This window comes from Streptomyces sp. NPDC002742 (genome assembly GCF_042888885.1).
Classification (GTDB): Bacteria; Actinomycetota; Actinomycetes; order Streptomycetales; family Streptomycetaceae; genus Streptomyces.
The window spans coordinates 84,390-110,486 of sequence record NZ_JBIAQF010000018.1; the positions used below are offsets into that span (position 1 = coordinate 84,390).

The following is a 26,097-nucleotide window of genomic DNA, read 5'->3' on the forward strand; positions in this document are numbered from 1 at the left end:
TCCGGAAGCGGCCTTCGGTACCTGGGGGAGGACGAGCGTGCGGTTGACTCTGACCGTCGTCGACCCGCTCGGCGGCGCCACCGCCGACGTGGTTCTCGACGCGGATCCCGAGTCCTCGGTGGGGGACATCGCCAAGGAGCTCGCGGAGCACGTCGGTTACGGCGGCGGCGCGCAGATCATTCCCCTCGGGCACCACCAGGGGGCCGCGGGCGGCGGCGCGCCCGTCGCGTACGTCGACGGGTATCCCGTCGATCCGGCCGCGACCATCGGCACCTCGCCGCTGCGCGAAGGTGCCGTCGTCAGCCTGCACGACCCCGCCGGATGCCTGCCCGGCGAACCGACCGGACTGGTCGAACTGCGGGTGGCCGGCGGCCCCGCGGCCGGTGCCGTGCACCGGCTCGGGATCGGCCGGTACGACATCGGCGCCGGGGCGTCGTCCTACGTCCGCGTCGACGATCCCGAACTTCCGCAGAGGGCACTGACGTTGTCAGTTGCAACGGACGGAACGTGCCGTGTCACCGCGGTCGGGAAGAAGGACGGGGAGAAGGAAGGGGAGAAGGGCGGGAAGGACGGCGTCACCCTCGACGGCGCGCCCTTCGAGGAACGCGAGGACGACGAGTGGCCGCTCGGCAGCCAGGTCGCCATCGGCAACACCCTTCTCCAGCTGGACCGTTACACACCGCCCGACGCCGCGCTCAAGTGGTCGGACGACGGCGCCGGGCTCGACTACAACCGGCCGCCGCGACTGCATCCGCCGGAACGCGAGACGAAGTTCCGGCTGCCGAACCCCGTACGGGACTACGAAGCCCGGCCGCTGCCCTGGCTGATGGCGCTGACGCCGCTGGTCAGCGCGATCGTCATGGTGCTGGTCTTCGGCCGCTGGTACTACATGATCATGGCTCTGATGAGCCCGCTGATCATGCTGGGCAACTACCTGATGGACAAGAAGCAGGGGCGCAAGTCCCATGCCAAGCAGGTGAAGGACTACAACGAGCACAAGGCGCGCATCGAGAAGGACGCCCAGGAGGCACTGCTCGCCGAGCGGCTCGACCGGCGTCGCGCGGTCCCCGATCCGGCGACCGTGCTGTCGCTGGGCACCGGACCGCGCACCCGGCTGTGGGAGCGGCGGCGCACCGACGCGGACCATCTGCTGCTGCGGGTCGGCACGGGCCGGCTGCCCTCCGAGGTGGTCCTCGACGACCCGGAGCAGGACGACCACAAGCGCCAGGTCACCTGGACCATCGAGGACGCGCCGGTCGCACTCCCGCTGGGCGAGCGCGGTGTCGTCGGCATCGCGGGGCCCGGTGACTCCGCCCAGGCCCTCGGCCGCTGGGCCGTCGCGCAGACCGCGGTGCTGCACAGCCCGCTGGACGTCCAGTTCTACGTCCTGACGGACAACAGCGGCGAGGACGGCTGGGACTGGGTGCGCTGGCTGCCGCACAGCAGGCCCGCCGGCGCCCAGGACGCCAACGTCCTCATCGGCACCGACGCCGAGACCGTCGGCGCCCGTATCGGTGAGCTGACCCAGCTCCTGGACGCCCGGCAGAAGGCCGCCAAGCAGAACGGCAACAAGGCCTCCTTCAGCGACCCGGACATCGTCGTCGTCTGGGACGGTTCCCGCCGCCTGCGGTCCATGCCCGGCGTGGTGCGACTGCTGCGCGAGGGCCCGGCCATGTCCATGTACGCGATCTGTCTGGACGCCGAGGAACGGTTCCTGCCCGGCGAATGCCAGGCCATCGTGATCGCGGAGCCCAGGCCCGAGGAACACGCGACCGAGCGGCGGCCCGCCACCACCGCGCCCACCGCCCCCGGCGGCTTCCCCTCCTTCCACGCCTGGCACGCCACCGAGGCCGACGACTCCGCCACCGGTACGCACAAGGCCCTCGAACTGCGGGTGCGCGTCCAGCAGACGGGCATCGCCCGGGTACGGGACGTACGGCCGGACTTCGTGTCGGCGGCCTGGTGCTCCCGGCTCGCGCGCGCCCTGTCCGCGCTGCGCGACATCAGCGGCGAGACCGAGGACTCGGCCCTCCCGGGCGCCAGCCGGCTGCTCGACGTACTGCAACTGGAGCCGCCGACCGGCGACGCGATCAGCGCGCGCTGGCGGCTGGGCGGGCAGTCCACGACGGCCGTCATCGGTGAGTCGTACGACGGTCCGTTCGGCATCGACATGCGGCGCGACGGCCCGCACGGTCTGATCGCCGGTACGACGGGTTCCGGCAAGTCGGAGCTGCTCCAGACGATCGTGGCTTCGCTGGCCGTGGCCAACACCCCCGAGAACATGACGTTCGTCCTCGTCGACTACAAGGGCGGCTCGGCGTTCAAGGACTGCGTCAAACTCCCGCACACCGTCGGCATGGTGACCGATCTCGACGCCCATCTCGTCGAGCGCGCCCTGGAGTCGCTCGGCGCGGAGCTCAAACGGCGCGAACACATCCTCGCCGCCGCCGACGCCAAGGACATCGAGGACTACCAGGACCTCGTACGCCGCGATCCCTCGCACGCGTCCGTGCCCCGACTGCTCATCGTCATCGACGAGTTCGCCTCCATGGTGCGCGACCTGCCCGACTTCGTCACGGGCCTGGTCAACATCGCCCAGCGGGGCCGTTCGCTCGGCATCCATCTGCTGCTCGCCACCCAGCGCCCCAGCGGTGTCGTCTCTCCCGAGATCCGCGCCAACACCAACCTCCGCATAGCGCTGCGGGTGACCGACGGCGGCGAGTCGAGCGATGTCATCGACTCCCCCGAGGCCGGGCACATCTCCAAGAACACGCCGGGCCGGGCGTACGTCCGTCTCGGGCACGCCTCGCTCGTGCCCTTCCAGTCGGGCCGCGTCGGTGGCCGCCGGCCCGGAGCCGCCGATCCGACGGCGCTCGCGCCCTGGGCCGGGCCGCTCGGCTGGGCGGACCTGGGGCGGGCCGCGCTGGTCAAGCCGAAGGCCGAGCAGCGCGAGGAGGAGGAGATCACCGACCTCAAGGTGCTGGTCGACGCGGTGCGCGAGGCCAACCAGGCCCTCGGTATCCCGCCCCAGCACAGTCCCTGGCTGCCCGCCCTCTCCGAGACACTGCTGCTCGACGAGATCCGGGTTCCCGCGTTCACGGGCGGCCCCGGCAAGCTGCCGCCCGCCCCGTACGGGGTCGAGGACCTGCCCGCCGACCAGGCCCGCCGGCCCGTCGTCGTGGACTTCGCGTCCTTCGGGCATCTGCTCGTCGGCGGCGCTCCGCGCAGCGGCCGCTCACAGATCCTGCGGACGATCGCGGGCTCGCTGGCCCGCACCCACTCGGCGGCCGACGTCCATCTGTACGGCATCGACTGCGGCAACGGCGCGCTCAACGCACTGACCCGGCTGCCGCACTGCGGCGCCGTCGTCGGACGCAACCAGACCGAGCGCGTGGTCCGCCTCATCGCCCGCCTCAAGGGTGAACTGACACGCAGACAGGACCTGTTGGCCGACAAGGGCTTCGCGGACATCGGCGAGCAGCGGGCCGCGGAGCCGGAGAGCGAGCGGCTCCCGCACATCGTGGTGCTGCTCGACCGGTGGGAGGGCTGGCTGCCGACGCTCGGCGAGTACGACCACGGCGATCTGACCGACCAGCTCACCGCGATGATGCGGGAGGGCGCGAGCGTCGGTCTGCACCTGGTGATGACGGGTGACCGGCAGATCCTCTCCACCCGGATCGGCTCGCTCACCGAGGACAAGTACGCGCTGCGGCTCGCGGACCGTTCCGACTTCTCGCTGATCGGCGTCAACGCCCGCAAGATCCCCGAGGAGATCCCGTCCGGCCGCGGCTACCGCAACGAACACGGCACCGAGACCCAGTTCGCCCTGCTCACCGAGGACTCCACCGGCCAGGGCCAGGCCGCAGCGCTCGCGGCGATCGGCGAGGCGGCCGCGCTCCGCGACGCCGAACTCCCGCGTGCCCGGCGCCCGTTCCGGGTCGACGTGCTGCCCACCCGGATCGGCTTCACCGACGCCTGGGAGATGCGCGACCCGGACGCCTCCCGCTCCAGGCTGTGGAGCCTGGTGGGCATCGGCGGCGACGACATCATGGGCTTCGGCCCGGACCTCTCGAAGGGCGTGCCGACGTTCGTCGTCGCGGGCCCGGCCAAGTCCGGCCGCAGTACGACGCTGATGAACATGGCCCGGTCGTACCTGGCCCAGGGCGTACGCCTGGTCGTCGCCGCGCCCCGTCCGTCGCCGCTGCGCGAACTGGACGGCCAGGAAGGCGTGTTGAAGGTCTTCGACGAGGACGACATCGAGAGCGACGACCTGCGCGAGGCCATCGACTCGGCGACACCGGAGGAGCCGATCGTGGTGCTGGTCGACGACGGTGAGGTCCTGGAGGACTGCGACGCCGAGACGGTCTTCAAGCGGATCGTGCAGCGCGGCGCCGAACGCGGTCTCGGACTGGTCATCGCCGGCGACGAGGAGGACGTGTGCAGCGGGTTCTCCGGCTGGCAGGTCGAGATGAAGAAGGGCCGCCGCGGCATCCTGCTCTCCCCGCAGGACTCCTCCGCCGGCGAGCTGATCGGCATCCGTACGAACCGGAGCATGGTCGGTGGGCCGATCGCCCCCGGCAAGGGCCTGCTGCACCTCGGCGACGGGGAGCCGCTGACGGTGACGACACCTGTGTGACCCGAAGGGTCGGGCAGCCGCGAGAAGGACAGGGAAGAGAAGGAAGAGGGGGCGGACGGTTCCGATGAGCGGATCGGCGAAACCGAAGAGGCAGAGGGCCGCGGGGGCGGCGCTGCGATACGAGCATGTGCGGCAGCGGCCGTCGGGGGAGGGGGAGAAGAAGAAGGCGCCCCGAGGGGAGACGTTCCTCAGCTGCCTGTTCCTACTGGCGGCCATGGCGGCGTTCGTCGGTTTCGCGCTCCTGGTCATGGCCTGGGGGTCCGAGCTCTGGGGCCATGTCGCCCCCGCCTCGCCCGGAACCGGATACGGTTTCGCCGCCGGCGTCGGCGCCCTCCTGCCACTCGGGGTGGCCGCCATGATCGCGACCCTGTCGCGGATGAACTGGAAGAGGAGCCCACTCCGCTCGCTCGGCTGGGCCGCCGCCTCCCTGCCCGGAGTCGCCGCCTTCTTCGTGTGGGCGGTGGTCTTTTTCGCGACCTTCCGCCCCAAGCATCGACGCGACTGGGACTCCCGGTGCTACTCCCAAGGCGGTCCCTGCTGGTTGCACGAGGAGTACCCCTGGGTCTGGGCCGTCGGCTTCCTCTCGACGGTGCTCGTCGCCGCCGCGCTGATCACCGTGGCCATCAAGGTCGCGAACGCCCGCGAAAAGACCCGGTCCGCCTGAGCCCCGGTCCTGTGGCTGGACGGGCCTCCGCCGCCCAGTGTGACGCGGATCACGGGAACCCGGGGTGCGCGGATCGGCAGTCAATAAGGTGAGCACTGACATGCGTACCCGGATACGTGCCGGGGATCCGAGCGCGTTCGCCGAGCTGTACGACAGCTACGCCCGCGCCGTGTACAACCACGCCTTCCGCCTCACCGCCGACTGGTCCGCGGCGGAGGACGTGATGGCCGAGACCTTCATGGAAGCGTGGCGGCTGCGTGACCGGGTCGACGCCGAGGGGGGCAGTCTGCGGCCGTGGCTGCTGGGCGTGGCGATCAACATCGCCCGTGGCCACCATCGCAGCAACCGGCGCTACCGGGCGGCGGCGAACGCCGCGGCGGAGGCCGAGACGGCGCTGCCCGACCACGCCGACGAGGTGGCGGGCCGACTCGACGACCGACGGCGTATCGCCGCCGCCCTGCGCGCGCTCGGCGCCCTGCGCAGACCGGAGCGCGAGGTCCTGACGCTGTGCCTCTGGGAGGGGCTGGAGTACACGGCCGCGGCCGAGGCGCTCGGCATCGCCGTCGGAACGGTGCGCTCACGTCTCTCCCGGGCCCGCGCCAAGCTGCGCAAACTCACCGAGGCCGAACTCGGCGGCCGACCCGCCGCCCGAGCTGCGCCGGTCCCGTACACGGACCGCCGCACCGAAGAACGCGCGGGAAAACCCGTACGAGGAAATCGGGAACTCGGCCCGCCGGATCGACAGACAAGAGGAGAACACATCAACTCGATCCGGCCCGTATCGGAAGGAAAACGATGAAAGCGACCCAGTCCCGGCAGAGTCCGGCCGAGTGGGACGAGAGCGCGCCTCTCCTCCCGCAGACTGCGCGCGATCTCCCGGCGGGCCGTCACCAGTTCCACAAGGAGCGTTTGATGGCCCACATCCAGCAGGACACCCAGCGGGACGCGAAGACCACGAAGGCCGCCCCCGCCCTGCCGAAGCCCCGGGGCATCCGTCTGCTGCGCCCGGCGTTCGTGCTGCCCGCGATGGCGCTGGCCTGCGCGGCCGTCGCCGGGGCGCTGCTGATCGACAGCGGCGTGCACAGCGGTGGTCTCGCCACCGGACCCGCGGCGATCGTCCCCGTCGGCGCCACGACCACCAAGGGCCTGCCGCAGCTGCTCGACCAGGTCTCACTGGCGGCGGCCGAGGAGACCCACCCCACGGTCGGACCCGGTCAGTACGTCTACATCGAGTCCCAGACGGCCGACACCTTCGTGAAGACGGCCGGCGACGACAGCAGCCTCGCCAGCTACGCCCTGCACCGGCGCCAGGTCTGGCGGTCCGCCGACGGCACCAAGGGCTGGCTGATCGACGCGGCCGTCAACGACAGCTCCGAGGGCGAGACGCTGAGCCTGCCCGACGAGCGGGGCAACACCCCCGAGGCCGGCCTGAACCACCCGTCGTACGACTTCCTGGCCCGGCTGACCACCGACCCCGACGAGCTGCTGAAGCTGATCTACAAGGAGACCTCGACGCAGGGCAACACCCCTGACCAGGAGGCGTTCACCACGATCGGTGACCTGCTCGTCGAGAGCTACCCGCCCGCGAAGCTCTACTCGGCCCTGTTCAAGGCCGCCGCGAAGATCCCGGGCGTGGTCGTGGTGAACGACGCCAAGGACGCGCTCGGCCGCTCGGGCGTCGCGGTGGCGCGGCTGGACGAGACCAGCGGCGAACGCGAGGAGTGGATCTTCGACAAGAAGACCCACGTCTTCCTCGGCGAGCGGACCGTGCAGGTCAAGTCGGTCACCCAGGACGGGGTCGTCGTCAAGCCCGGCACCGTCCGCGGCATCAGCGCCATCACCGGGCGCGCGATCGTCGACGGCATGAAGCAGACGCCCGCGCGGAAGGGCTGAGGTCCCACCGCCACGGGCTGAGGCCCACCATCGCCCACCGCCCCTGTGGCCGTCGTCCCAGGACGACGGCCACAGGGCTGCGCGGGCCTCGGCAGCCGCGCGGGACAGCCCTCAGCCGACCTTCGCCATCCGGGCCACCGGGTCCCCCGCCTCGGCGTTGTCCGTGGCGTAGGTGAGGTCGCCGCCGACGGGAGTCAGCCGGACCTCGTGGCGGCCCTTGGTGCAGACGTCGCGGTTGGACTCCGCGGCCACGCTCGTGGCGACGAGCTGCTTCTTCGTCACCTTCTTGAGGATGAGTACGTCGTCGCAGATGCCGCCGATCTGGTCGGTCTGCCTGAAGGTCCCCAACTCCTGTCCCACGGCGGCCTGGTGGACGGTGACGTGGAAGGTGCCCATGGGAAGGGTGCCGTTGAGGCCGAGGCCGTCGCCCTCCCAGGTGCCGAGGTAGGCGGCCGGGATCAACGGCTGCCCCGCCTTGTCGGGGGCGCTCTCGGTCGGGCCGGGTCCGGGGGCGCTCGCCGTGGAACCCGGTTCCGGGGTGCTCGCGCTCACCGACGGCCCCGTGGCGGGGGCGCTCCGGCTCCCCCGGGCCGACGGAGGCGCGCCCACCGCGCCGCTCTCGTCGGTCGTGCCGCCGCCCGGCAGCAGGTCGAAGAGGAACGCCGAGCCCACGGTCGCCGCCGCCAGCGCTCCGGCGACCGCCAGCGCGACCGTGCAACTCATCCTGCGGCCACGCCCGTCGGCCCCGGGCGCGGAGGTCGCCGCCACGCTGACGGAGACCTTGCCGGGACGGTCGTGAGGCCGCTGTTCCAGCACCCCTTCACGGTGTACGACGTCCTGCGGCTCGACGGCGGCCCTGCTCTCGCGTTGCCCGGGTACGTACGTGGGCATCGGGGGCGGCGGCCCGAAGCCCTGCGGAGGCGGCCCGAAGCCCCGGCGCGACCCCGCCGTTCCGCCCGACCCCGCCGTTCCGCCCGTTCCGCCCGACCCGGCCGTTCCTGCCACCTCGCCGGACGGCACCCCACCCGGGGCCACCCCACCGGACGCCGCCTCGCCGGACCGCATCGCACCGGACCCGGCACCGCTTCCGACGGCCCGACCGGTCTCCACCGAGGGGCTGCTGAACCCCACCGGCCCGGAGGGCGCCGCCTCCACGGCCCCCGTCGCCTCAAGATTCAGCAGCTGTACGGCACTTCGGCTCACCCGCTCGACCAGGGAGCCCGGCAGCCAGCCCGCCGACACCAGCCGGGCGGCGCCCTGCGGTGCGAGCCGGACGGCCACCTCGCCCGGAGTGGGCCGCGCCGCCGGCGACTTGGCCAGGCAGGCCGCCACCAGCTCGCGCAACTCGCCCTCCAGGGAGTCGAGTCGCGGCTCCTCGTGCACCACCTTGTAGAGGAGGGAGGCGGAGGAGTCGCCGGGGAAGGGGGGCTCCCCGGTGGCGGCGTAGGCGATGACCGCGCCGAGCGAGAAGACGTCGGCGGCTCCCGTGACGCCCTTGCCGAGGATCTGCTCGGGCGACATGTAGCCGGGGGAGCCGACCGAGACCCCCGTGGAGGTCAGGGAGGCGGTGCCGTCCGTGGCCCGCGCGATGCCGAAGTCGATGAGCAGCGGTCCGTCGAGGGTGAGCAGCACGTTGGAGGGTTTGACGTCGCGGTGGACGAGGTCCAGCGCGTGGACCGCCGTGAGCGCCTCGGCCAGACCGGCCCCGAGGACACGCGCGGAGTGGACCGGAAGCGGTCCGCCGTCCGCCACGGCGGCCGTCAGCGAGGGACCGGCCGCGTAGCCGGTGGCGACCCAGGGAACCGGCGCCTCCGGGTCCGCGTCCAGGACGGGGGCCGTCCAGGCGCCGCCCACCCGCCGCGCGGCCTCGACCTCGCGGCGGAACCGGGCGCGGAACTCCTCGTCGAGCGCGAAGTGCGGATGCACGATCTTGACCGCGACCGTACGCCCGCCCGCGCTGCGTCCCAGATAGACGCGCCCCATGCCGCCGGACCCCAGCCGGCCGAGCAGCCGGTAGGGCCCCACGACCGTGGGTTCGTCGACTCCGAGCGGCTGCATGGCACTCAAGGCTCACCCCTCCCCCGTACACACTGCCCAGCAGCGTAGTGCCGTGCGCGCCCGGAACCGCGTGGCTGTCGCCCCGTATCTGCCGGCTCGTACCCGTCAGATACGTGACGACCGGCGCCTCACGGCTGGAGGAGCCGTACGTTCACGTCCGCGGGGAACCCGGTGGTCGAGCCGACGCGGCGCGCGAACTCCCGTACGGCCTCCAGCTGCGGGCCACCGAAGCGGAAGTCGAGCGTCGTGAAGTACCGCTCCAGGACGGACTCGTCGAAGGCCTCCCACCGGGCCGCCTGCTCGGCGACCTTGGAGACCTCGTCGAGGGAGAGGTCCCTGGAGGCGAGGAAGGCCTGGTGGACCTTGCGGGTGACGAGCGGCTCGCGCTCCAGGTAGTCGCGCCGGGCCGCCCACACGGCGAAGACGAACGGCAGGCCCGTCCACTCCTTCCACAGCGCCCCGAGGTCGTGCACCTGGAGACCGAACTTCGGCCCGTCGAGCAGGTTGGCGCGCAGCGCCGCGTCGCCGATGAGGACGGCGGCGTCGGCCTCCTGCATCATCAGGCTCAGATCGGGCGGGCACGTGTAGTACGAGGGCTGGACCCCGACCTTCTCGGCCAGCAGCAGCTGCGCGAGCCGCACCGAGGTGCGCGAGGTCGAACCGAGGGCGACGCGGGCGCCGTCCAGCCGGTCGAGGGGAACCTGCGAGACGATCACGCAGGACATCACGGGCCCGTCGCAGCCGACCGCGATGTCCGGGAAGGCCACGAGGTCGTCGGCGTGCTTGAGGAACTCGACGAGCGTGATGGGCCCGATGTCGAGATCCCCCCGCACCAGCTGCTCGCTGAGCTTCTCCGGGGTGTCCTTGGTGAGCTCGAAGTCGAGGAGCGTGCCCGTTCTCGCGAGCCCCCAGTACAGGGGCAGGCAGTTCAGGAACTGGATGTGGCCGACGCGCGGCCGGGTGCGAGAATTGTCCACATCGCGAGGCTAGACCCCGGGCGATACCGTACGGGCTTCAGGGTCGGCGTGTGCTGGTGGAAACCATCCGGACCCCTCGTGTCAACTGCTGTGACACCACGAAGTCAACGCACGTCAGAGCCCTCGCCCGCTCGGGCCACCCATCCGGATGACGTGATCTTTGCCTCTATTGCTTTCGGCTGCCTGCGTGCTAGGCTCGCCGCAAGTTGCAGTTTGGTTTCCCTTGCAGTACAGAGCCTGCGGAGCATGTGACCGCGGGCTCTCGTCGTTTTCAGACGTATGCAGTTGTTTACACAATCGCAGGTTCTGGAGCAGGGCAACCCTTTGGGCCCAAGGAGGGCTTATGGCTACCGGAACCGTGAAGTGGTTCAACGCCGAAAAGGGCTTTGGTTTCATTGCCCAGGAAGGCGGCGGCCCGGACGTCTTCGTCCACTACTCCGCGATCAACGCGAACGGTTTCCGTTCGCTCGAAGAGAACCAGTCGGTTTCCTTCGACGTCACGCAGGGTCCGAAGGGCCCGCAGGCGGAGAACGTCACTCCGCTCTAAGCCTTCGGCTCCATGAGCCCAAAGCTTTGATCCGGAACGGATAGCAGTACCCAAGGAGCCCCGCGCCAGCCGGTCGCGGGGCTCCTGCCTTCCCCGGCTCCCCGCCCGCCTTCGCGCCTCCCGTCCCGTCGCCCGCGCGTCACGGGTGCTTCACACGTGTTGCATCACGAGGACGAACGTCGTCCCTGGTTCCAGCGCCTCGTACGCGTGCGGCACATCGCCCCGGTACGCCATGTAGTCACCGGGGCCGAGTTCGACCGCCTCACCGCGCGGGCCCGCCTTCAGCCGCCCCGCGCCCACGATCAGATGCTCCACGCTCCCGGGAACGTGCGCGTCGGATTCGCGCGCCGCGCCGGGCTCCACCCGCAGGTGGTAGATGTCGCGCCGGGCTCCCGGCGGACTCGCGGAGAGCAGCGTCGCCGCGTAGGCCGCCTGCTCGGAGTGGACCGTCGGCCCCTCCCCCGCGCGGATCACCTGGACGGCCGGGGTCGGCGGCTCGACCAGCGCGCTGAACGGTACGCCCAGCGCGACACCCAGAGCCCACAGCGTCTCCATGCTCGGATTGCCGCTCGCCGCCTCCAGCTGGGACAGCGTGGACTTCGCGATCCCGGCGCGTTTGGCCAGCTCGGACAGGGAGAGGCCGGCCCGCGCGCGCTCGCGGCGCAGGGAGGCGGCGATCCAGTCGAGGGGCAGGCGGGCCGGAGGGACACCGGTGCCGTCATCGGTCATGTCGTTCTCTCCATCGGTCCGAACGTTCGCCTTGACGAACAGAGTGCTTACTGTTCATTGTAGAAAACATGCGTTCGCCACTCCGAACACCGCCGCTCCGGACACCACCGCTCCGGACACCACGCCTGACGTATGACACGCGCCTGCTGCGGGACGTGGCCCTGGTCTGTCTCGCCGGCGGGGTCGTCGGTGTCTCCTTCGGGGCCATCGCCGTCGCGGGCGGGCTCCCGATCTGGCTGCCGGTGGTGATGTCGCTGCTGGTGTACGCGGGCTCCGCCCAGTTCAGCGCCGTCGGGATACTTCTCGCCGGGGGCGGACCGTTCGCCGCGGCGGCCACCGGACTGCTGCTCAACACCCGCACGGCGGCCTACAGTCTCGCGGTCGCCGACGTCATCGGCCGAGGCCGCGTGACCCGCTGGATCGGCGCCCACCTCGTGACCGACGAGACGGTCGCCTTCACTCTCGCCCAGCCGGACCCCGCCCGCCGCCGAACCGCCTTCTGGATCTCGGGGCTCGGCCTCTACGTGTCCTGGAACCTGTGCGTCCTGCTCGGCGCCCTCGCCGGGAGCGCGCTGGGCGACACCGGACGCTACGGACTCGACGCCGCGTTTCCCGCGGTGCTCGTGGCACTGGTCCTGCCCGCACTGCGCGGGGACACCGGTGTACGGCGCGCCGCGCTCGGGGGAGCCGCCGCGGCACTGGCCCTGACGCCCTTCGTCCCGGTGGGGGTGCCCGTGCTGATGGCCCTCACCGGACTGCTGCTCCTGGGCGGGAGGACGGCATGAGCGGCACGGCACCGTCCCTTGCCGCCGTCCTCGCCCTCGCCGTCGGGACGTACGTCTTCCGGCTGACCGGGCCGCTGCTGCACGGACGGGTCGAACTCTCCGCCCGGGTGCGGAGGCTGCTGTCCGCGGGAGCGGTGGTCCTCCTTGTCGCGCTGCTCGCCACCGGCGCGCTCACCGAGGCCCGGGGATTCGCGGGATGGGCCCGGCCCGCCGGGGTGCTGGCGGGCGCGGCACTGGCCTGGCGACGGGCCCCGTTCGCGCTGGTCGTGCTGGGAGCCGCGGCCACGACGGCGGCCCTGCGCATGGCCGGGGTCGGCTAGGACAGGAACGGGCTCGGCCCGGCCGGCACGCAGGAGGAAGAGGAGAGGAAGAGGAGAGGAGGGCCAAGGGGGGAGAGGCGCGGGGCGCCGTCTGTTCCGCCTACGTCGCGTACAGGGCCTCTATCTCCCTGCTGAAGTCCCTCTCGATCGCCGCGCGCCTCAGCTTCATCGACGGCGTCAGATGACCGGACTCCTCCGTGAGGTCGACGGGCAGGACGGTGAAGCGGCGGATGGATTCGGGGCGCGAGACGAGTTTGTTGGCCTCGTCGACGGCGCGCTGCAGGATGGCCAGCAACTCGGGGTCGTCCATGACGAGTTCGGCGGGAACCGGGTGCCTGCCGTTCATCCGGCGCCAGTGGGTGATGCCCTCGGGGTCGAGGGTGAAGAGGGCGGAGACGAAGGGGCGCCGGTCGCCCAGGACCATGCACTGGGCGATCAGCGGATGGGAGCGGAGCCAGTCCTGCAGGGGCGCCGGGGCGACGTTCTTGCCGCCCGCGGTGATCAGGATCTCCTTCTTGCGGCCCGTGATGGCGAGGTAGCCGCCGGAGTCCAGTTCGCCGATGTCGCCGGTCGCGAACCAGCCGTCGGGCGCCGCGTCGACGACCCCGCCCGCGTGCGGGTCCCAGTAGCCGCGGAAGACCTGACCGCCGCACACCAGCACCTCTCCGTCGGCGGCGATCCGCACCCGGGTGCCGGGCAGTGGCCGGCCCACCGTGCCGAGGCGCGGCTTCTGCGGGGGCGTGACGGTCGCGGCGGCCGTGGTCTCCGTGAGCCCGTACCCCTCGAAGATCTCGATTCCGGCTCCCGCGTAGAAGGCTGCGAGCCGGCGGCCGAGCGGTGAGCCGCCGCAGATGGCGTGCCGGACCCTGCCGCCGAGGGCGTTGCGGATGCGCCGGTAGACCAGGGGGTCGTAGAGGGCACGGGCCGCGCGCAGGCCGCGGCCCGGACCGGGACCGGTGCCGTGCTGCTTGGCCTCGATGGCCTCGCCGTACTTCTGGGCGATGCGCGCCGCCCGGTCGAAGGACGAACCGCGGCCCATCCGTTCGGCCGTGGCACGGCCGGTGTTGAAGACCTTCTCCAGGACGTACGGGATGGCGAGCAGGAAGGTCGGCCTGAACGAGGCCAGGTCCGCGAGGAGTTCGTCCGTCTGCAGGCTCGGGGCGTGGCCGAGTTTCACCCGGGCGCGCAGACAGGCGACGGCCACCATGCGGCCGAAGACGTGTGAGAGGGGGAGGAACAGAAGGGTGGAGGCGGGCTCCTGGGTGCGGGCCTTGAAGATCGGGTAGAGCAGTTCCACGGCGTTGTCGACCTCGGTGAAGAAGTTGCCGTGCGTCAGGACACAGCCCTTGGGGCGGCCTGTGGTGCCCGAGGTGTAGATGAGGGTGGCGAGCGTGTCCGGGCCCAGCACCCCGCGTCGTACGGCCACTTCCTGGTCCGGGACCTCGCGGCCGAGTTCCGCGAGGCGCTCCACATGGCCCTTCTCGAAGACCCACATGTGCCGCAGATCGGGGATGTGCTCTCGCTCGGGGCCGAGCGTCGCGGCCTGCGCCACGGTCTCCACGGCGAGTGCGACGGCTCCCGAGTCCTGGAGGATCCAGCGGGTCTGGAAGACGGAGGAGGTCGGGTAGACGGGCACGGTGACCAGGCCCGCGGCCCAGGCGGCGAAGTCGAGGAGGGTCCACTCGTATGTCGTCCGGGCCATGATGGCGATCCGGTCGCCCGGCACGAGGCCCTCCGCGATCAGCCCCTTGGCCACCGCCAGGACCTGGTCGGCGAACTCGGCGGCGGTCACGTCCGTCCAGCCGTCGCCGTCCGGGGTCTTCCGGCTGAGGACCGGCTCCAGCGGGGCGGCGGCCGCGTTGTCGAACGGGATGTCCGCGAGGGAGCCGTGTGTCACCTGGCCCACGATCGGCGGCACCGCGACCTCGCGCACGACACCGTCCAGCCGCCTGATCTCGGGCTCAGGGAGAGGGGGGACGGAGTCGGGGGAGTACGGGCTGGACACGGGGCGGCTCCTTGTCGGCCGGGTGCCGGGGCGGGTGCGAGGCGTGTACGGGCTCGGAGGAGCGCGGGGCGCGAATCCTCATACGGCCGTGGGGAATGGGGACTTAAGGGGGCTCGGCAACCCGGTGAGACCGGGATCCTACGGCGCCGAAGTGTGGGGTTTGTGGCGCTTTGCGGCAGGCAAGGTGCGGGTTACCCGGGGTAGCTGTGACCTCCTCGCTCCCCGGCCGACCCGGCACCCGCGGCCCCCGACGACTCCGACGCCTAACTCGCGACAAGCTCGAAGCCGAGCACCCGGCGCCGGAACGTCCGCGGCACCACACCCCCCTCACCGGGGCCCGCTTCCGGGAGATGGCCGTGACCCGCCTCGACCCACCCCTCACCCTGACGTAGCCTTACCCTGGGTAACTTACTTCGGAGTAAATTAACGTCCGCGCCGAGCGCCGGGCAATCCCTCGCCGCGAGCCACACCGTTCCACCCGCCGCGAGCCGCACCTTCCCACCGCCGAGAGCCGCACCTTCCCCACCCGCCTGGAGACCTCGATGCGCACTCAGCCTCCCGTCCGCCCCGAGCCCCGGACCCGTACCCTCGCCGCTCCCCCCTCCCTCGTTCCGCTGCTGGCCCGCGGCGCCCTGCTCTCCCCCCTCAAGCGCCCCCGGCCGGACGCGCCCGTCCCCGCCACCCGGCTCGTCCTCTCCGGCGTGCGGGTCGACCTCGCCCATCTCGCCGCGTACGAGCGGGTGTGCGGGTACGCGACCGGCGCGGACGCCCTGCCGGTCACGTATCCCCATGTGCTCGCCTTTCCGCTGGCCATGCGGATCATGGCGGGACGCGCGTTCCCGCTGCCGCTGCTCGGGCTGGTGCACACGTCGATCGAGATCACCCGGCACCAGGAGTCCGCCGCGACCGAGGAGTACGAACTCGGCGTCATGGTCGAGAAGTTGGCGCCCCACCGACGGGGCACGGAGGCGACCGTGCTGACCGAGGCGCGCGCCCACGGCAGCCTCGTCTGGGAGTCGAGGAGCACCTACCTCGCCCGGCACCGACCCCGGGACCAGGACCGGACCGCGCGCAACGCCGCGCGAGGGGCCCCGCCCGAGACCCCGCGCCGCGCTCCGCGGGGCCCCTCGCAAGGCGCCCCGCCGGAACCTCCTCGGGGCATCCCTCCGTTCGCCTCACCCGAGGGACCGAAGCCGCTGCCCGTCGTCGCCGAGTGGTGCCTCGCCCAGGACGTCGGCCGCCGCTACGGTGCCGTCTCCGGGGACCGCAATCCCATCCATCTGCACCCCCTCACCGCCCGCCTCTTCGGCTTCCCGCGTGCCATCGCGCACGGCATGTGGAGCGTCGCCCGCTGCCTGGCCGAGTACGGGCCGCGGCAAGCGGTGGGAGTGCGGGCCGAGTTCAGGGCGCCGGTGCTGCTGCCCGGGACGGTGACGTACGCCGCGCGGGGCGCGTCGTTCGAGCTCCGGTCGGGCGAACGGGTCCATCTGACCGGCGACGTACGGCCGCTCGGCGCGTGACGCGAGTGAACCGAGGAGGGGCTCGCGAACCGAGCCCCTCAGATGTGTCGCCGTACTCGCCGATTCCGGCACCCGACGGATGCGGCGCGCGTCGGTCACCGGGCGGATCCGGGCGGATCGCTCCCCGGGCACGCCCTCGCTGTCGGACCGGGTAGGTCGCAAGGGGTGTGTCGGACCGGGTGTGTCGGACCGGGTGTGTCAGACCCGTTGTGTCAGACCTCCGCGGCGGACTGGGGCGGGATCCCGGTGGCCGGCGGGGACCACGGGCGGCCCTGCATGAGGGTGCCGAGTCCCGCCCAGGCGAAGTTCATCAAGGTGGCGGCGGCCTGTCGGGCCGAGACGCCCGGGGTGGCGTTGGCCCACGCGGCCAGCGACTCGGCGGCGCCGACCAGTGCCTCCGCGAGCCCGGCGACCTCCCGCGCGGGCAGCGACGGGTCACGGTGCGCCTCCCGCGCGGCGACGACGATCAACTGCGTGACGAACTGGACCAGTCCCTCACGCATCGCGAAGACCTCGGCGGCGAAGGGCTCACCGTGGGTACGGGCCTGGAGGTGCAGCACCGCCCAGCCGTCCGGGTTCTCCGCGGTGTGGGTGAAGAACGCCCGCAGCCCTTCCCAGAGTTGGCGGTCGGCGGGCAGCCCGGGGCGGACGCCGGCACGGACGGCGGCGGTGAGTGCCTCGGCCTCACGCCGGATGCACGCGGTGAACAGGTCTTCCTTCGAGTTCAGGTACAGGTACACCAACGGCTTGGACACGCCCGCCAGTTCGGCGATCTCGTCCATCGACGCGGCCCGGTACCCACGCTGCCCGAAGGTCCGTACGGCCGCGTCCAGCATCTGCTGTTCGCGTACCGCGCGCGGCATCCGCTTGTTCTTCACAGCACCCATGCGCCAAGCCTACGATCGGCCGCCGCCCGGCCGGACGCGCAGGAGTGTCAGGGAGTCTGGTTCGGGGCGCCTTGGGCGGCCTCGTCCAGGACGGCGTCCTCCTGGCTGCGGTTGCGCTCCAGGTTGGCCTTGGCTCGGTCCACGCGGGCCACGACCTGGGCCGAGGCGCGGTCGCGCTCGCCGCGCAGGACGACGAAGCTGATCGGCGCGGAGATCACCAGTGCCAGCAGGACGACCCACATGTAGTTGGAGTCGCCGAGGCCGCGCGGGGCGATGCCCGAGTAGACGAGGCCCCAGACGACCACGAGGCAGCCCACGAAGATACCGAGGCGCATCAGTGTGTAGCGGAACATCTCAATCCACTCTTCCGTTCCGAACGCTCCCAAAGAACTCCGTCCAGTGAAGCACGCCAAGAGGGCGATCTTGCAGGGGGGCCTCGGTCGCGGAGTACAGGGGAGTGCGGCGGGGCACAGCGCAGTACAGGGGAGTACGGGGAAGTACAGGGGAAGCTCAGTCGCGGAGTGCGAGGGGCAGCAGCATCGTGATGTCGTCCCGTTCGTCACCGGGCGCCACGCGGATCGCGCCGGGCACCCGCCCGACCTCCTTGTAGCCGCAGGAGGTGTAGAAGCGCTCAAGACCCTCGCCGCCCCGGCAGGTCAGCCGGACGGCGTCGATGCCGTCGAGCCCACCCGCGGCGTCCTCGACGGCGCCGAGCAGGTCCCGGCCGTACCCCTTGCCCTGGTGCCGCGGGTGCACCATCACGGTGTACAGCCAGACCCAGTGCCGCATCAGCCGGTGGGTGTTGTACGTGAGGAAGGCGGTCGCGGCCACGCCACCCTCCTCGTCCCGGCCGACCAGGAGCCGGGTGCGGCCCTCCGCCATGGCGGCGAAGTGCTTCACGAGTTCGGGGCGGACGTCCCCGGCGGTCACCGGCGGCACGAAGCCGACGGAGCCGCCCGCGTTCGAGACGTCCACCCAGAGGGCGACCACCCCGTCCCGCAGGGCAGGGGTGACCGCCGGGTCCAGTTCGAAGACCAGCCCCACGTCAGACCCGCATCGGCTGCGGCGACTCGCGTCGCGCCGGGTCCGGTCCGTCGTACTCGCGGATGATCTCGTACCGCGTGTTGCGCTCGACGGGGCGGAAACCGGCGTCCCGGATCAGGTCGAGGAGGTCGTCGCGGGTCAGCTTGTTCGGGGTGCCGTAGTTGTCGGCGTCGTGCGTGATCTTGTACTCGACGACCGAGCCGTCCATGTCGTCGGCGCCGTGCTGGAGCGCGAGCTGGGCGGTCTGGACGCCGTGCATGACCCAGAAGACCTTGACGTGCGGGACGTTGTCGAAGAGCAGCCGGGAGACCGCGAAGGTCTTCAGGGCCTCGGCGCCGGTCGCCATCTGGGTCCGCGCCTGGAGGCGGTTCCTGACCTTGCCGTCCTTCATGTCCACGAAGTCGTGCTGGTAGCGCAGCGGGATGAAGACCTGGAAGCCGCCGGTCTCGTCCTGGAGTTCACGCAGCCGCAGCACGTGGTCGACGCGGTGGCGGGGCTCCTCGATGTGCCCGTACAGCATCGTGCACGGGGTCTTGAGACCCTTCTCGTGCGCGAGGCGGTGGATGCGCGACCAGTCCTCCCAGTGGGTGCGGTGGTCGACGATGTGCTGCCGGACCTCCCAGTCGAAGATCTCCGCGCCGCCGCCGGTCAGCGACTCCAGGCCGGCCTCGATCAGCTCGTCGAGGATCTCCGAGGCCGACAGTCCCGAGATGGTCTCGAAGTGATGGATCTCGGTGGCCGTGAACGCCTTGAGCGAGACCTCCGGGAGGGCCTTCTTCAGCTCGCTGAGGGAGCGCGGGTAGTAGCGCCACGGCAGGTTCGGGTGCAGGCCGTTGACGATGTGCAGCTCGGTGAGGTTCTCGCCCTCCATCGACTTGGCGAGGCGTACGGCCTCCTCGATGCGCATCGTGTACGCGTCCTTCTCGCCCGGCTTGCGCTGGAACGAGCAGTACGCGCAGGACGCGGTGCACACGTTCGTCATGTTGAGGTGACGGTTGACGTTGAAGTGGACGACGTCGCCGTTCTTCCGCGTGCGCACCTCGTGCGCGAGCCCGCCGAGCCACGCCAGGTCGTCCGACTCGTACAGCGCGATGCCGTCCTCGCGGCTGAGCCGCTCACCGGCCCGGACCTTGTCCTCCAGCTCGCGCTTGAGCCCGACATCCATGCGATTACCTCTCCCTGTGACGAACCCTGCCAACCGTACTCCCCCGCTTTTCCGGCAGAGGGCCCCCATCAGGGCCTTCGCGCCGGGGTGTTCCCTACTCCTCCTCGGGCAGCTCCCCGACCCGGTTCTCCCACTTCGTGGAGAGCACGATCGTCGTACGGGTACGGGAGACGCCCTTGGTCCCCGACAGACGCCGGATGGTCTTCTCCAGTCCGTCGACGTCGCTCGACCGCACCTTGAGCATGAACGAGTCGTCGCCCGCGATGAACCAGCAGTCCTCGATCTCGCTGAGGTCACGCAGCCGCCGGGCCACGTCCTCGTGGTCGGCGGCGTCGGAGAGCGAGATGCCGATCAGGGCGGTGACGCCGAGACCGAGCGAGGCCGAGTCGACCGTCGCGCGGTACCCGGTGATGACACCGGCCGCCTCCAGCCGGTTGATGCGGTCGGTGACACTGGGTCCCGACAGACCGACGAGGCGCCCCAGCTCCGCGTAGGAGGCCCGGCCGTTCTCCCTGAGGGCCTGGATGAGCTGCCTGTCCACCGCGTCCATGCGATCGAAGCCTTCCACTGAAAAGGGCTGAGAAGTCTTGAGGTGTTGCGAGGTCTTACGAGGTCTTGCGAGGTCCGAACGTTCCGAAAAGGTCTGAAAGGCCCTGAACCGGCTGGTGATGCCCGGTGCTTCGTGCGCGTCCCTCAGGTGGTGTCGCCCCGGGAACCACTCCCGAGTTCGCCCTTCCACCGGCGGTACAGGTCGTGTTCCACATCCGCCGCGTCGAGGACCCGCCCGGCGACGAAGTCGACCAGGTCCTGGATGTGCGTGGCTCCCGCGTAGAACGCCGGCGAGGCGGGCAGCACGGTCGCGCCCGCGTCGTCCAGGGAGACCAGGTGCCGCAGCGTCTGCCCGTTCAACGGGGTCTCCCGTACGGAGACGACCAGTCTCCGCCCCTCCTTGAGGGTGACGCTCGCGGCCCGTTGCAGCAGATCCTTGGAGAGGCCGAGGGCGACTCCGGCCACGCAGGCGGTGGACGCGGGCACGATCAGCATGCCCTTGGCCGGGTACGAGCCCGACGAGGGCCCCGCCGCCAGGTCGCCCGCGCTCCAGTGCCGTACGCCGTCGAGATGCTCCTCGAAGGCGTCGAAGGTGCCGGGCTTGCCGTCGGCGCCCCGCGCCAGCCACTCGCGCAGGTCGCCCTGCCAGTGGGCGTCGCGGAACGGAAGGCCGGTCTCGTCGAGCAGCGTGAGCCGTGAGGCCCTGCTGACGACCAGGTCGACGCTCTCCCCCGCTTCCAGCAGCGAACGCAGCACCGCGGCCGCGTACGGCGTACCGGACGCGCCGGACACCCCCACGATCCAAGGCCGGCGCTGCGTCTGTCCTGGCTTCATGATGTCGAGCCTATCCGGCCACCGCCCATGTTCAGACCGTGAGCCCGCGCACCAGCAGGTCGAGCAGGGCGCACACGAACAGCGCGATGCCGATGAAGCCGTTGACCTGGAAGAACGCCCGGTTCAGCCGGGTCAGGTCGTGCGGCTTCACGATGGAGTGCTCGTACAGGAACGCGCCAGAGACGATCACCAGGCCGAACCAGAAGAACGCGCCCGCGCCGGTGGCCACCCCGTACCAGACGAAGAGCGCCGTCGTCACCGCGTGGCAGGCCCGCGCGCCCCAGATCGCCGCGGGGATGCCGAAGCGCGCCGGAACCGACATCACACCGATCTCCCGGTCGGTCTCGACGTCCTGGCAGGCGTAGATCAGGTCGAAGCCGCCGATCCACACGCCGACCGCGAGACCGAGGACGACGGCGTCCCAGGACCAGGTGCCGGTGACGGCGATCCAGGCGCCGATCGGACCCATCGCCTGGGCGAGACCCAGGATGGCCTGCGGGAAGTTCGTGAACCGCTTGCCGTACGGGTAGACGACCATCGGGATGACCGCGATGGGCGCCAGCGCCAGGCACAGCGGGTTGAGCAGGGCGGCTGCGGCGAGGAACACGACCAGGGCGACCAGCGCGCCGGTCCAGGCGTGCTTCACGCTCATCGCGCCGGTGACCAGTTCGCGATGGGCCGTACGGGGGTTGCGGGCGTCGATCTCGCGGTCGATGATCCGGTTCGCCGCCATGGCGAAGGTGCGCAGACCGACCATCGCGACGGTGACGAGGAGCAGCTTTCCCCAGTGGATGTTCTTGTCGGCCTCGAACATCGCCGTCAGCGCGGCGATGTAGGCGAAGGGGAGCGCGAACACCGAGTGCTCGATCATGACGAGGCGCAGGAACGCCTTGGTGCGGCCCGGCTGCGGAAGCGCCGCGGAAGCTGAACTCACAGCCCGTACTCCTTCCAACGGCGGTCGACCATCGCCGCCGTCTGCGGGTCGGACAGCACCATCTCGGGCCAGCCGCCGTCCCGGGTGTAGCCCTCCTCGGGCCACTTCCTCGTCGCGTCGATGCCCGCCTTGCCGCCCCAGAACTGCTGGTAGGAGGCGTGGTCGAGGTGGTCGACCGGGCCTTCGACGACGGTGAGGTCACGCCCGTAGTCCGTGTTGCCGAGCGCGCGCCAGGCGACCTCGTGCAGATCGTGTACGTCGCAGTCCGCGTCGACGACCACGATGAGCTTCGTCAGGGACATCATGTGGGCGCCCCAGACGGCGTGCATCACCTTCTGGGCGTGCTTGGGGTACTTCTTGTCGATCGCGACGATCGCGCAGTTGTGGAAACCGCCCGCCTCCGGCAGGTGGTAGTCCACGATGTCCGGCACGATGATCTTCAGCAGGGGCAGGAAGAACCGCTCCGTCGCCCGGCCGAGCGGTCCGTCCTCCGTGGGGGGCCGGCCCACCACGATGGACTGGAGCAGGGGCCGCTTGCGCATCGTCACGCAGTCGATGGTCAGCGCCGGGAACGGCTCCTGCGGGGTGTAGAACCCGGTGTGGTCGCCGAACGGCCCCTCGGGCAGCATCTCGCCCGGCTCCAGCCAGCCTTCGAGGACGACCTCGGCGTTCGCGGGCACCTGGAGCGGCACGGTCTTGCAGTCGACCATCTCGATCCGCTTGCCCTGGAGGAACCCGGCGAAGAGGTATTCGTCGATGTCACCGGGCAGCGGGGCGGTGGAGGCGTACGTCACGGCGGGCGGACACCCGAAGGCGATCGCGACGGGCAGCCGCTCACCCCTGCGGGCGGCGACCTGGTAGTGGTTGCGGCTGTCCTTGTGGATCTGCCAGTGCATGCCGATGGTGCGCTTGTCGTGGCGCTGGAGCCGGTAGAGGCCGAGGTTGCGGATACCGGACTCGGGGTCCTTGGTGTGGGTGAGCCCGAGGTTGAAGAAGGAGCCACCGTCCTCGGGCCAGGTGAACAGCGCGGGCAGGGCGTCGAGGTCGACGTCGTCGCCCCGCAGCACGACCTCCTGCACCGGCGCGTCCTTGACCTTCTTCGGCGGCACGTGCGCCATCGCGCCGAGCTTCCCGAAGGCCTCGCGCACCCCGACGAAGCCGTGCGGCAGCTCCGGCCGGAGCAGTCCGCCGATCTTCTCGGAGATCTCGGCGTACGACTTCAGGCCGAGGGCCTTCAGCAGTCGCCGGTCGGTGCCGAAGACGTTCATCGCGAGCGGCATCGCCGACCCGCGCACGTTCTCGAAGAGCAGCGCGGGGCCGCCCGCCTTCTGCACCCGGTCGACGATCTCCCCGACCTCCAGGTACGGATCCACCTCGGCCTTGATGCGCTTGAGGTCGCCCTCGCGCTCCAGCGCCCTGAGCAGGGAGCGAAGATCGTCGTAAGCCATGTGTCCAAGTATCGGCCACCCGCTACCCTGTGCCCGTCACCGGGGGGCCTGTGCCGCCCCGCCACCGTTCACTGGGGGATCGTTCGGCCATGCTCAGGTATCTGCCCTTTCTGCTGGTCCTGGCGCTGTGGATCTATGCCTTCGTCGACTGCCTGAACACGCCGGAGGAGGAGGTCAGGGGCCTGCCCAAGGTGGTCTGGGTCATCATCATCCTGCTCTTCGGCGAAGTGCTGGTCGGTCCGGTCGCCTGGCTCGTCGCGGGCCGCAACCGCGGGGGTCCGGCGGGTGGCTCCACGCCCTCCGAGTGGCACCGCAACCACCGCACGGAGTTCGTCGCTCCCGACGACAACCCCGAGTTCCTCAACTCCCTCAAGGCGGAGAACCGCAAGGACGAGGCCCTCCTGAAGGACTGGGAGGCCGACCTGCGGCGCCGCGAGGAGGAACTGAAGCGGCGCGAGGAGCAGAGCAGGTCCGACGAGGAGTCGTGAGAGTACCGCCATGGAACTGCGCCTGCTGGTGACCTTCGAGAAGGTCGCGACCGTCCTGAGCTTCACGCGGGCCGCGGCCGAGCTGGCGTACGCGCAGTCCAGTGTGACCAGTCAGGTCCGCGCGCTGGAGACCTCCCTCGGTACCGAACTCTTCGACCGGCTGGGCGGCAGGATCCGGCTGACCGAGGCGGGCGAACGGCTGCTGCCCTACGCCCGGCAGATCATCGAACTGACCGAGGAGGCGCGGGCCGCCGTCGTCGGCGCCGAGGAACCCTCAGGCACGCTCACCGTCGGCACGATGGAGTCCCTCACGTCGTACCGGCTGCTGCCGCTCCTGGAGTTCTTCCACCACCGCCACCCCCGGGTGCGGCTGTCGCTGCGCACGACCATCGGCGACGAGACCCGTCAGGCGCTGCGCCAGGGCACGTACGACGTCGGTTTCCTGATGGAGGCGGAGACCGAGCACGCGGGTCTGGAGATCGCGGTGCTCTCGGTGGAGCCACTGGCGCTGGTCGTCGCACCCGGCGGTCCGCTCGTCGGCACGGCGCCGGACACGGCCGCTCTCGCAGGCTGCTCGCTGCTCGCCACGGAACCCGGCTGCGCCTACCGGGACTTGTTCGAACGGGAGCTCAACTCCTGCGTCCCGGACGGCTCCTCCGTGGACTTCTTGGAGTTCGGCACGATCGAGGCGACCAAACGGGCAGCGGCGGCCGGCCTCGGGATCGCGTTGCTGCCCGAGGTGACGGTCGCCGCTGAACTGGAGCGGGGCGAGCTCGTACGGCTGGACTGGGAACCGCCGTTCACGCTTTGGACGCAACTGGCCTGGCGAGCCGGGAAGCGGCTCCCGTCCCATGCGCGGCTGTTCGTGGAGCGGGCCCGGCAACTGGTGTCCGAGGAGTCCGTCCCGCAGGGGTGACCGAAGCGGCCTGGGCGATCCGGCGGGCCATGATGCTCCTGGCGCTCTCGGCGTTCCCGGGAAGCGTCACCTTCAGGCTGGCCGTCACGATCAGCGGGACGCCGAGGGCCTGGACGAGGTCGATGTGATGGCCGTACACCGCCCAGTCCATGACCATCGCGACGGCCGGGTAGGTGAAGGCGAGCACGGCGATCTTCGCGGTCGGGAGCTTGGCGTACGCGGCGTACATCAGGACGTACATCAGCCCCGTGTGGACCACTCCGAGACCGACCAGCCAGCCCCAGTCCGCGCCGGTCCCGCGCATCGCGCCGAAGTCGGCGAAGGGAAGCAGCAGCGGGATGCCGACGAGGACCTGGACGAGTGCGATGAGGTGCGGCCGGACGCCGGTGATGCGCTTGGTGACCAGGGTTGACAGCCCGTAGAGGAGCGCGGCGAGGAGGGCCTGTCCGACGCCGGTGAGATACGAGCCGCCGTTCGTGAAGTCGGCCGGGGAGACGCCCGAGACGAGGACCAGCCCGGCGAAGGCCAGCGCGATCCACCCGGCCTTGGCGGCCGTGAGCCGCTCACGGAAGAGCAGGGCGCCCAGAAGCACCACGTAGAACGGCTGCGTGTGGTAGACGACGGTGGCGACGGAGATCGAGGTGTTCTCGTACGACTGGAAGAGCAGGACCCAGTTGAAGACGATGAACACCCCGCCGAGCGCGGCGAGTCCGAGCGTGCGCGGGGTGAAGCCGTGGCCCCGGAAGTATCCCCGGGCCAGCGCGTAGCCGCCGAGGGCGAGCGCCCCGAACAGGACGCGGAAGAAGACGACGTCGAAAGGCGAGGCGCCGGACTCGACGACGAAGACGCCGAGGGTGCCGGAGAGCATCATCGCGGCGGTGAGCTGGACGGCGCCCTTGTTCTCGGCGTTCACGACTGCGGTGGTGGAGGTCATGTCCCGAAGGTAGGAGCGGGGACCACGTGCGGGCCACGGCCCACTGGGGCGTCCTGCCGATGCCCCCATCGGCACCGCCGATGGGTACCGGCGGGCGGCGTCAGACTCCGGCCTGGAGGCGGAGGCCCGCCAGAGTCAGGTCCAGCCCGGCGAGGAACTGTTCCTTGTCGTCGTGCCCGTCGAACTCGTCGACGATGTCGTGCACGAAGGGGAACTCCTCGGCGTCGAGCGCACGCCACGTCTCGGTGTAGCGACCGAGGAACCCGTCGCGGTCCACGAAGCCGTCGAGCACCTCCTGGGGCGGCTCCTGCCCCATGTCAGCGTTGCCGACCACGACGCCCACGATCGCCGACACGGCGTGGAACCGCTGCAGCGGCGTGAGGCCGAGTCGAAGGGTCTGCTGCCCCAGCTTCTCGAAAAGCCGCAACGAGTTGCCCTGGACGTCGGTGCGGCGCATGAAGTGCGCACCCAGCCACGGCCGGTCCACGATCGCGTCGAACAGCGTGACGGCCATCACGCGCAGGTCGTCGATCGGGTCGTCGCTGCCGGTCTGCCCTTCGACGGCGGTCAGCACCCCGCCGAGCACGTGGTCGATGGCGCGGTCGAGCAGGTCGTCCTTGCCCGAGACGTACCAGTAGATGCTGCCGACGCCGGTGCCGAGCCGGGTCGCGAGGGCGCGGAGGGTCAGCGCCGGCTCGCCCGCCTCGTCGAGCAGGGCCACGGCCGCGGTGAGAACGGCCTCGATGGAGTGCGAGGCCCGTTGC

At 71.0% G+C, this 26,097-nt stretch carries 24 protein-coding genes; 10 read left to right on the plus strand and 14 right to left on the minus strand.

Annotated elements, in window-relative coordinates:
• Nucleotides 1-37: 37 nt before the first annotated feature.
• The 4 genes from ACFYW8_RS29345 (at nucleotide 38) to ACFYW8_RS29360 (ending at nucleotide 7,193) form a co-directional block, all read left to right on the plus strand.
• Entirely contained in the window at nucleotides 38-4,636 is a 4,599-nt protein-coding gene (locus ACFYW8_RS29345) for an FtsK/SpoIIIE domain-containing protein (protein ID WP_389083068.1), read from the plus strand.
• Nucleotides 4,637-4,700: 64 nt separating this feature from the next.
• Entirely contained in the window at nucleotides 4,701-5,300 is a 600-nt protein-coding gene (locus ACFYW8_RS29350; protein WP_389083074.1) for a hypothetical protein, read from the plus strand.
• 100 nt (nucleotides 5,301-5,400) lie between these two features.
• A complete protein-coding gene (locus ACFYW8_RS29355) occupies nucleotides 5,401-6,099 on the plus strand; it encodes an RNA polymerase sigma factor (protein WP_389083079.1) in 699 nt (232 codons plus the stop codon).
• Nucleotides 6,096-7,193, plus strand: coding sequence for a CU044_5270 family protein (locus tag ACFYW8_RS29360; RefSeq protein WP_389083085.1), 1,098 nt, complete (start codon nucleotides 6,096-6,098; stop codon nucleotides 7,191-7,193). Before ACFYW8_RS29355 ends, ACFYW8_RS29360 begins: the two co-directional genes overlap by 4 nt.
• 111 nt (nucleotides 7,194-7,304) lie before the next feature.
• On the opposite strand, the gene ACFYW8_RS29365 is transcribed toward ACFYW8_RS29360, so the two are convergent.
• Together ACFYW8_RS29365 and ACFYW8_RS29370 are read right to left on the minus strand one after the other, a co-directional pair.
• On the minus strand, nucleotides 7,305-9,251 hold the full coding sequence (locus tag ACFYW8_RS29365; RefSeq protein WP_389083395.1) for a protein kinase: 1,947 nt from the start codon (nucleotides 9,249-9,251) through the stop codon (nucleotides 7,305-7,307).
• Nucleotides 9,252-9,379: 128 nt separating this feature from the next.
• Nucleotides 9,380-10,228, minus strand: a complete 849-nt coding sequence (locus tag ACFYW8_RS29370; protein WP_365878169.1) for a menaquinone biosynthesis protein — start codon at nucleotides 10,226-10,228, stop codon at nucleotides 9,380-9,382.
• A gap of 343 nt (nucleotides 10,229-10,571) precedes the next feature.
• On the opposite strand from ACFYW8_RS29370, the gene ACFYW8_RS29375 reads away from it, so the two are divergent.
• Nucleotides 10,572-10,775: a cold-shock protein gene (locus tag ACFYW8_RS29375; protein ID WP_037627265.1), complete on the plus strand. Its 204-nt coding sequence runs from the start codon at nucleotides 10,572-10,574 to the stop codon at nucleotides 10,773-10,775.
• Nucleotides 10,776-10,925: 150 nt separating this feature from the next.
• Here the strand turns inward: ACFYW8_RS29375 and ACFYW8_RS29380 are convergent, their stop codons facing one another.
• On the minus strand, nucleotides 10,926-11,504 hold the full coding sequence (locus ACFYW8_RS29380) for a helix-turn-helix domain-containing protein (RefSeq protein WP_389083091.1): 579 nt from the start codon (nucleotides 11,502-11,504) through the stop codon (nucleotides 10,926-10,928).
• Nucleotides 11,505-11,572: 68 nt separating this feature from the next.
• Between ACFYW8_RS29380 and ACFYW8_RS29385 the strand changes: the two genes are divergently transcribed.
• On the plus strand, nucleotides 11,573-12,289 hold the full coding sequence (locus tag ACFYW8_RS29385) for an AzlC family ABC transporter permease (RefSeq protein WP_365878173.1): 717 nt from the start codon (nucleotides 11,573-11,575) through the stop codon (nucleotides 12,287-12,289).
• Nucleotides 12,286-12,609 carry an AzlD domain-containing protein gene (locus ACFYW8_RS29390; RefSeq protein WP_365878175.1) on the plus strand — a complete coding sequence of 108 codons (324 nt, stop codon included), beginning with the start codon at nucleotides 12,286-12,288 and terminating at the stop codon, nucleotides 12,607-12,609. Before ACFYW8_RS29385 ends, ACFYW8_RS29390 begins: the two co-directional genes overlap by 4 nt.
• Nucleotides 12,610-12,709: 100 nt before the next feature.
• Here the strand turns inward: ACFYW8_RS29390 and ACFYW8_RS29395 are convergent, their stop codons facing one another.
• The gene (locus tag ACFYW8_RS29395) at nucleotides 12,710-14,614 is read right to left on the minus strand and encodes a long-chain fatty acid--CoA ligase (protein WP_365878177.1); all 1,905 of its coding nucleotides are present in this window, start codon (nucleotides 14,612-14,614) and stop codon (nucleotides 12,710-12,712) included.
• A gap of 542 nt (nucleotides 14,615-15,156) precedes the next feature.
• Between ACFYW8_RS29395 and ACFYW8_RS29400 the strand changes: the two genes are divergently transcribed.
• The gene (locus ACFYW8_RS29400) at nucleotides 15,157-16,134 is read left to right on the plus strand and encodes a MaoC family dehydratase (protein WP_389083103.1); all 978 of its coding nucleotides are present in this window, start codon (nucleotides 15,157-15,159) and stop codon (nucleotides 16,132-16,134) included.
• 212 nt (nucleotides 16,135-16,346) lie between these two features.
• On the opposite strand, the gene ACFYW8_RS29405 is transcribed toward ACFYW8_RS29400, so the two are convergent.
• From ACFYW8_RS29405 to ACFYW8_RS29440, 8 genes are all read right to left on the minus strand, one after another.
• Nucleotides 16,347-17,021 (minus strand): TetR/AcrR family transcriptional regulator, encoded by a 675-nt coding sequence (locus ACFYW8_RS29405; RefSeq protein ID WP_389083106.1) that lies wholly within the window; start codon nucleotides 17,019-17,021, stop codon nucleotides 16,347-16,349.
• A gap of 47 nt (nucleotides 17,022-17,068) precedes the next feature.
• On the minus strand, nucleotides 17,069-17,374 hold the full coding sequence (locus ACFYW8_RS29410) for a DUF4229 domain-containing protein (protein ID WP_389083109.1): 306 nt from the start codon (nucleotides 17,372-17,374) through the stop codon (nucleotides 17,069-17,071).
• 157 nt (nucleotides 17,375-17,531) lie between these two features.
• Nucleotides 17,532-18,065: a GNAT family N-acetyltransferase gene (locus tag ACFYW8_RS29415; RefSeq protein ID WP_389083115.1), complete on the minus strand. Its 534-nt coding sequence runs from the start codon at nucleotides 18,063-18,065 to the stop codon at nucleotides 17,532-17,534.
• A gap of 1 nt (nucleotide 18,066) precedes the next feature.
• Nucleotides 18,067-19,230 carry an aminofutalosine synthase MqnE gene (gene mqnE, locus ACFYW8_RS29420; protein WP_389083118.1) on the minus strand — a complete coding sequence of 388 codons (1,164 nt, stop codon included), beginning with the start codon at nucleotides 19,228-19,230 and terminating at the stop codon, nucleotides 18,067-18,069.
• A gap of 94 nt (nucleotides 19,231-19,324) precedes the next feature.
• Nucleotides 19,325-19,780 (minus strand): Lrp/AsnC family transcriptional regulator, encoded by a 456-nt coding sequence (locus ACFYW8_RS29425; protein WP_266761447.1) that lies wholly within the window; start codon nucleotides 19,778-19,780, stop codon nucleotides 19,325-19,327.
• Between the two features lie 143 nt (nucleotides 19,781-19,923).
• On the minus strand, nucleotides 19,924-20,613 hold the full coding sequence (locus tag ACFYW8_RS29430) for a UbiX family flavin prenyltransferase (protein WP_389083125.1): 690 nt from the start codon (nucleotides 20,611-20,613) through the stop codon (nucleotides 19,924-19,926).
• A 31-nt stretch (nucleotides 20,614-20,644) separates the two neighbouring features.
• Nucleotides 20,645-21,547, minus strand: coding sequence for a menaquinone biosynthesis prenyltransferase MqnP (gene mqnP, locus ACFYW8_RS29435; RefSeq protein ID WP_365878189.1), 903 nt, complete (start codon nucleotides 21,545-21,547; stop codon nucleotides 20,645-20,647).
• Nucleotides 21,544-22,995 (minus strand): menaquinone biosynthesis decarboxylase, encoded by a 1,452-nt coding sequence (locus tag ACFYW8_RS29440; RefSeq protein ID WP_389083133.1) that lies wholly within the window; start codon nucleotides 22,993-22,995, stop codon nucleotides 21,544-21,546. Before ACFYW8_RS29440 ends, mqnP begins: the two co-directional genes overlap by 4 nt.
• Before the next feature lie 89 nt (nucleotides 22,996-23,084).
• Between ACFYW8_RS29440 and ACFYW8_RS29445 the strand changes: the two genes are divergently transcribed.
• Together ACFYW8_RS29445 and ACFYW8_RS29450 are read left to right on the plus strand one after the other, a co-directional pair.
• A complete protein-coding gene (locus ACFYW8_RS29445) occupies nucleotides 23,085-23,483 on the plus strand; it encodes a PLD nuclease N-terminal domain-containing protein (RefSeq protein ID WP_389083138.1) in 399 nt (132 codons plus the stop codon).
• Between the two features lie 10 nt (nucleotides 23,484-23,493).
• A complete protein-coding gene (locus tag ACFYW8_RS29450; RefSeq protein ID WP_389083142.1) occupies nucleotides 23,494-24,399 on the plus strand; it encodes a LysR family transcriptional regulator in 906 nt (301 codons plus the stop codon).
• Here the strand turns inward: ACFYW8_RS29450 and ACFYW8_RS29455 are convergent.
• Together ACFYW8_RS29455 and ACFYW8_RS29460 are read right to left on the minus strand one after the other, a co-directional pair.
• Nucleotides 24,284-25,333 carry a DMT family transporter gene (locus ACFYW8_RS29455; protein WP_389083146.1) on the minus strand — a complete coding sequence of 350 codons (1,050 nt, stop codon included), beginning with the start codon at nucleotides 25,331-25,333 and terminating at the stop codon, nucleotides 24,284-24,286. The two genes, ACFYW8_RS29450 and ACFYW8_RS29455, sit on opposite strands and share 116 nt — an antisense overlap.
• 100 nt (nucleotides 25,334-25,433) lie before the next feature.
• Nucleotides 25,434-26,078 (minus strand): TetR/AcrR family transcriptional regulator, encoded by a 645-nt coding sequence (locus tag ACFYW8_RS29460; protein ID WP_389083400.1) that lies wholly within the window; start codon nucleotides 26,076-26,078, stop codon nucleotides 25,434-25,436.
• Between the last annotated feature and the right edge of the window lie 19 nt (nucleotides 26,079-26,097).

Bases quoted from the DNA above. Each gene is read 5' to 3' on its own strand.
- ACFYW8_RS29350 (WP_389083074.1), top strand. From the start codon at position 4,701: ATGAGCGGATCGGCGAAACCGAAGAGGCAGAGGGCCGCGGGGGCGGCG.
- ACFYW8_RS29355 (WP_389083079.1), top strand. From the start codon at position 5,401: ATGCGTACCCGGATACGTGCCGGGGATCCGAGCGCGTTCGCCGAGCTG.
- ACFYW8_RS29360 (WP_389083085.1), top strand. From the start codon at position 6,096: ATGAAAGCGACCCAGTCCCGGCAGAGTCCGGCCGAGTGGGACGAGAGC.
- ACFYW8_RS29365 (WP_389083395.1), bottom strand. From the start codon at position 9,251: ATGCAGCCGCTCGGAGTCGACGAACCCACGGTCGTGGGGCCCTACCGG.
- ACFYW8_RS29375 (WP_037627265.1), top strand. From the start codon at position 10,572: ATGGCTACCGGAACCGTGAAGTGGTTCAACGCCGAAAAGGGCTTTGGT.
- ACFYW8_RS29380 (WP_389083091.1), bottom strand. From the start codon at position 11,504: ATGACCGATGACGGCACCGGTGTCCCTCCGGCCCGCCTGCCCCTCGAC.
- ACFYW8_RS29385 (WP_365878173.1), top strand. From the start codon at position 11,573: ATGCGTTCGCCACTCCGAACACCGCCGCTCCGGACACCACCGCTCCGG.
- ACFYW8_RS29390 (WP_365878175.1), top strand. From the start codon at position 12,286: ATGAGCGGCACGGCACCGTCCCTTGCCGCCGTCCTCGCCCTCGCCGTC.
- ACFYW8_RS29400 (WP_389083103.1), top strand. From the start codon at position 15,157: ATGCGCACTCAGCCTCCCGTCCGCCCCGAGCCCCGGACCCGTACCCTC.
- ACFYW8_RS29405 (WP_389083106.1), bottom strand. From the start codon at position 17,021: ATGGGTGCTGTGAAGAACAAGCGGATGCCGCGCGCGGTACGCGAACAG.
- ACFYW8_RS29410 (WP_389083109.1), bottom strand. From the start codon at position 17,374: ATGTTCCGCTACACACTGATGCGCCTCGGTATCTTCGTGGGCTGCCTC.
- mqnE (WP_389083118.1), bottom strand. From the start codon at position 19,230: ATGGATGTCGGGCTCAAGCGCGAGCTGGAGGACAAGGTCCGGGCCGGT.
- ACFYW8_RS29425 (WP_266761447.1), bottom strand. From the start codon at position 19,780: ATGGACGCGGTGGACAGGCAGCTCATCCAGGCCCTCAGGGAGAACGGC.
- ACFYW8_RS29430 (WP_389083125.1), bottom strand. From the start codon at position 20,613: ATGAAGCCAGGACAGACGCAGCGCCGGCCTTGGATCGTGGGGGTGTCC.
- ACFYW8_RS29440 (WP_389083133.1), bottom strand. From the start codon at position 22,995: ATGGCTTACGACGATCTTCGCTCCCTGCTCAGGGCGCTGGAGCGCGAG.
- ACFYW8_RS29445 (WP_389083138.1), top strand. From the start codon at position 23,085: ATGCTCAGGTATCTGCCCTTTCTGCTGGTCCTGGCGCTGTGGATCTAT.
- ACFYW8_RS29450 (WP_389083142.1), top strand. From the start codon at position 23,494: ATGGAACTGCGCCTGCTGGTGACCTTCGAGAAGGTCGCGACCGTCCTG.
- ACFYW8_RS29455 (WP_389083146.1), bottom strand. From the start codon at position 25,333: ATGACCTCCACCACCGCAGTCGTGAACGCCGAGAACAAGGGCGCCGTC.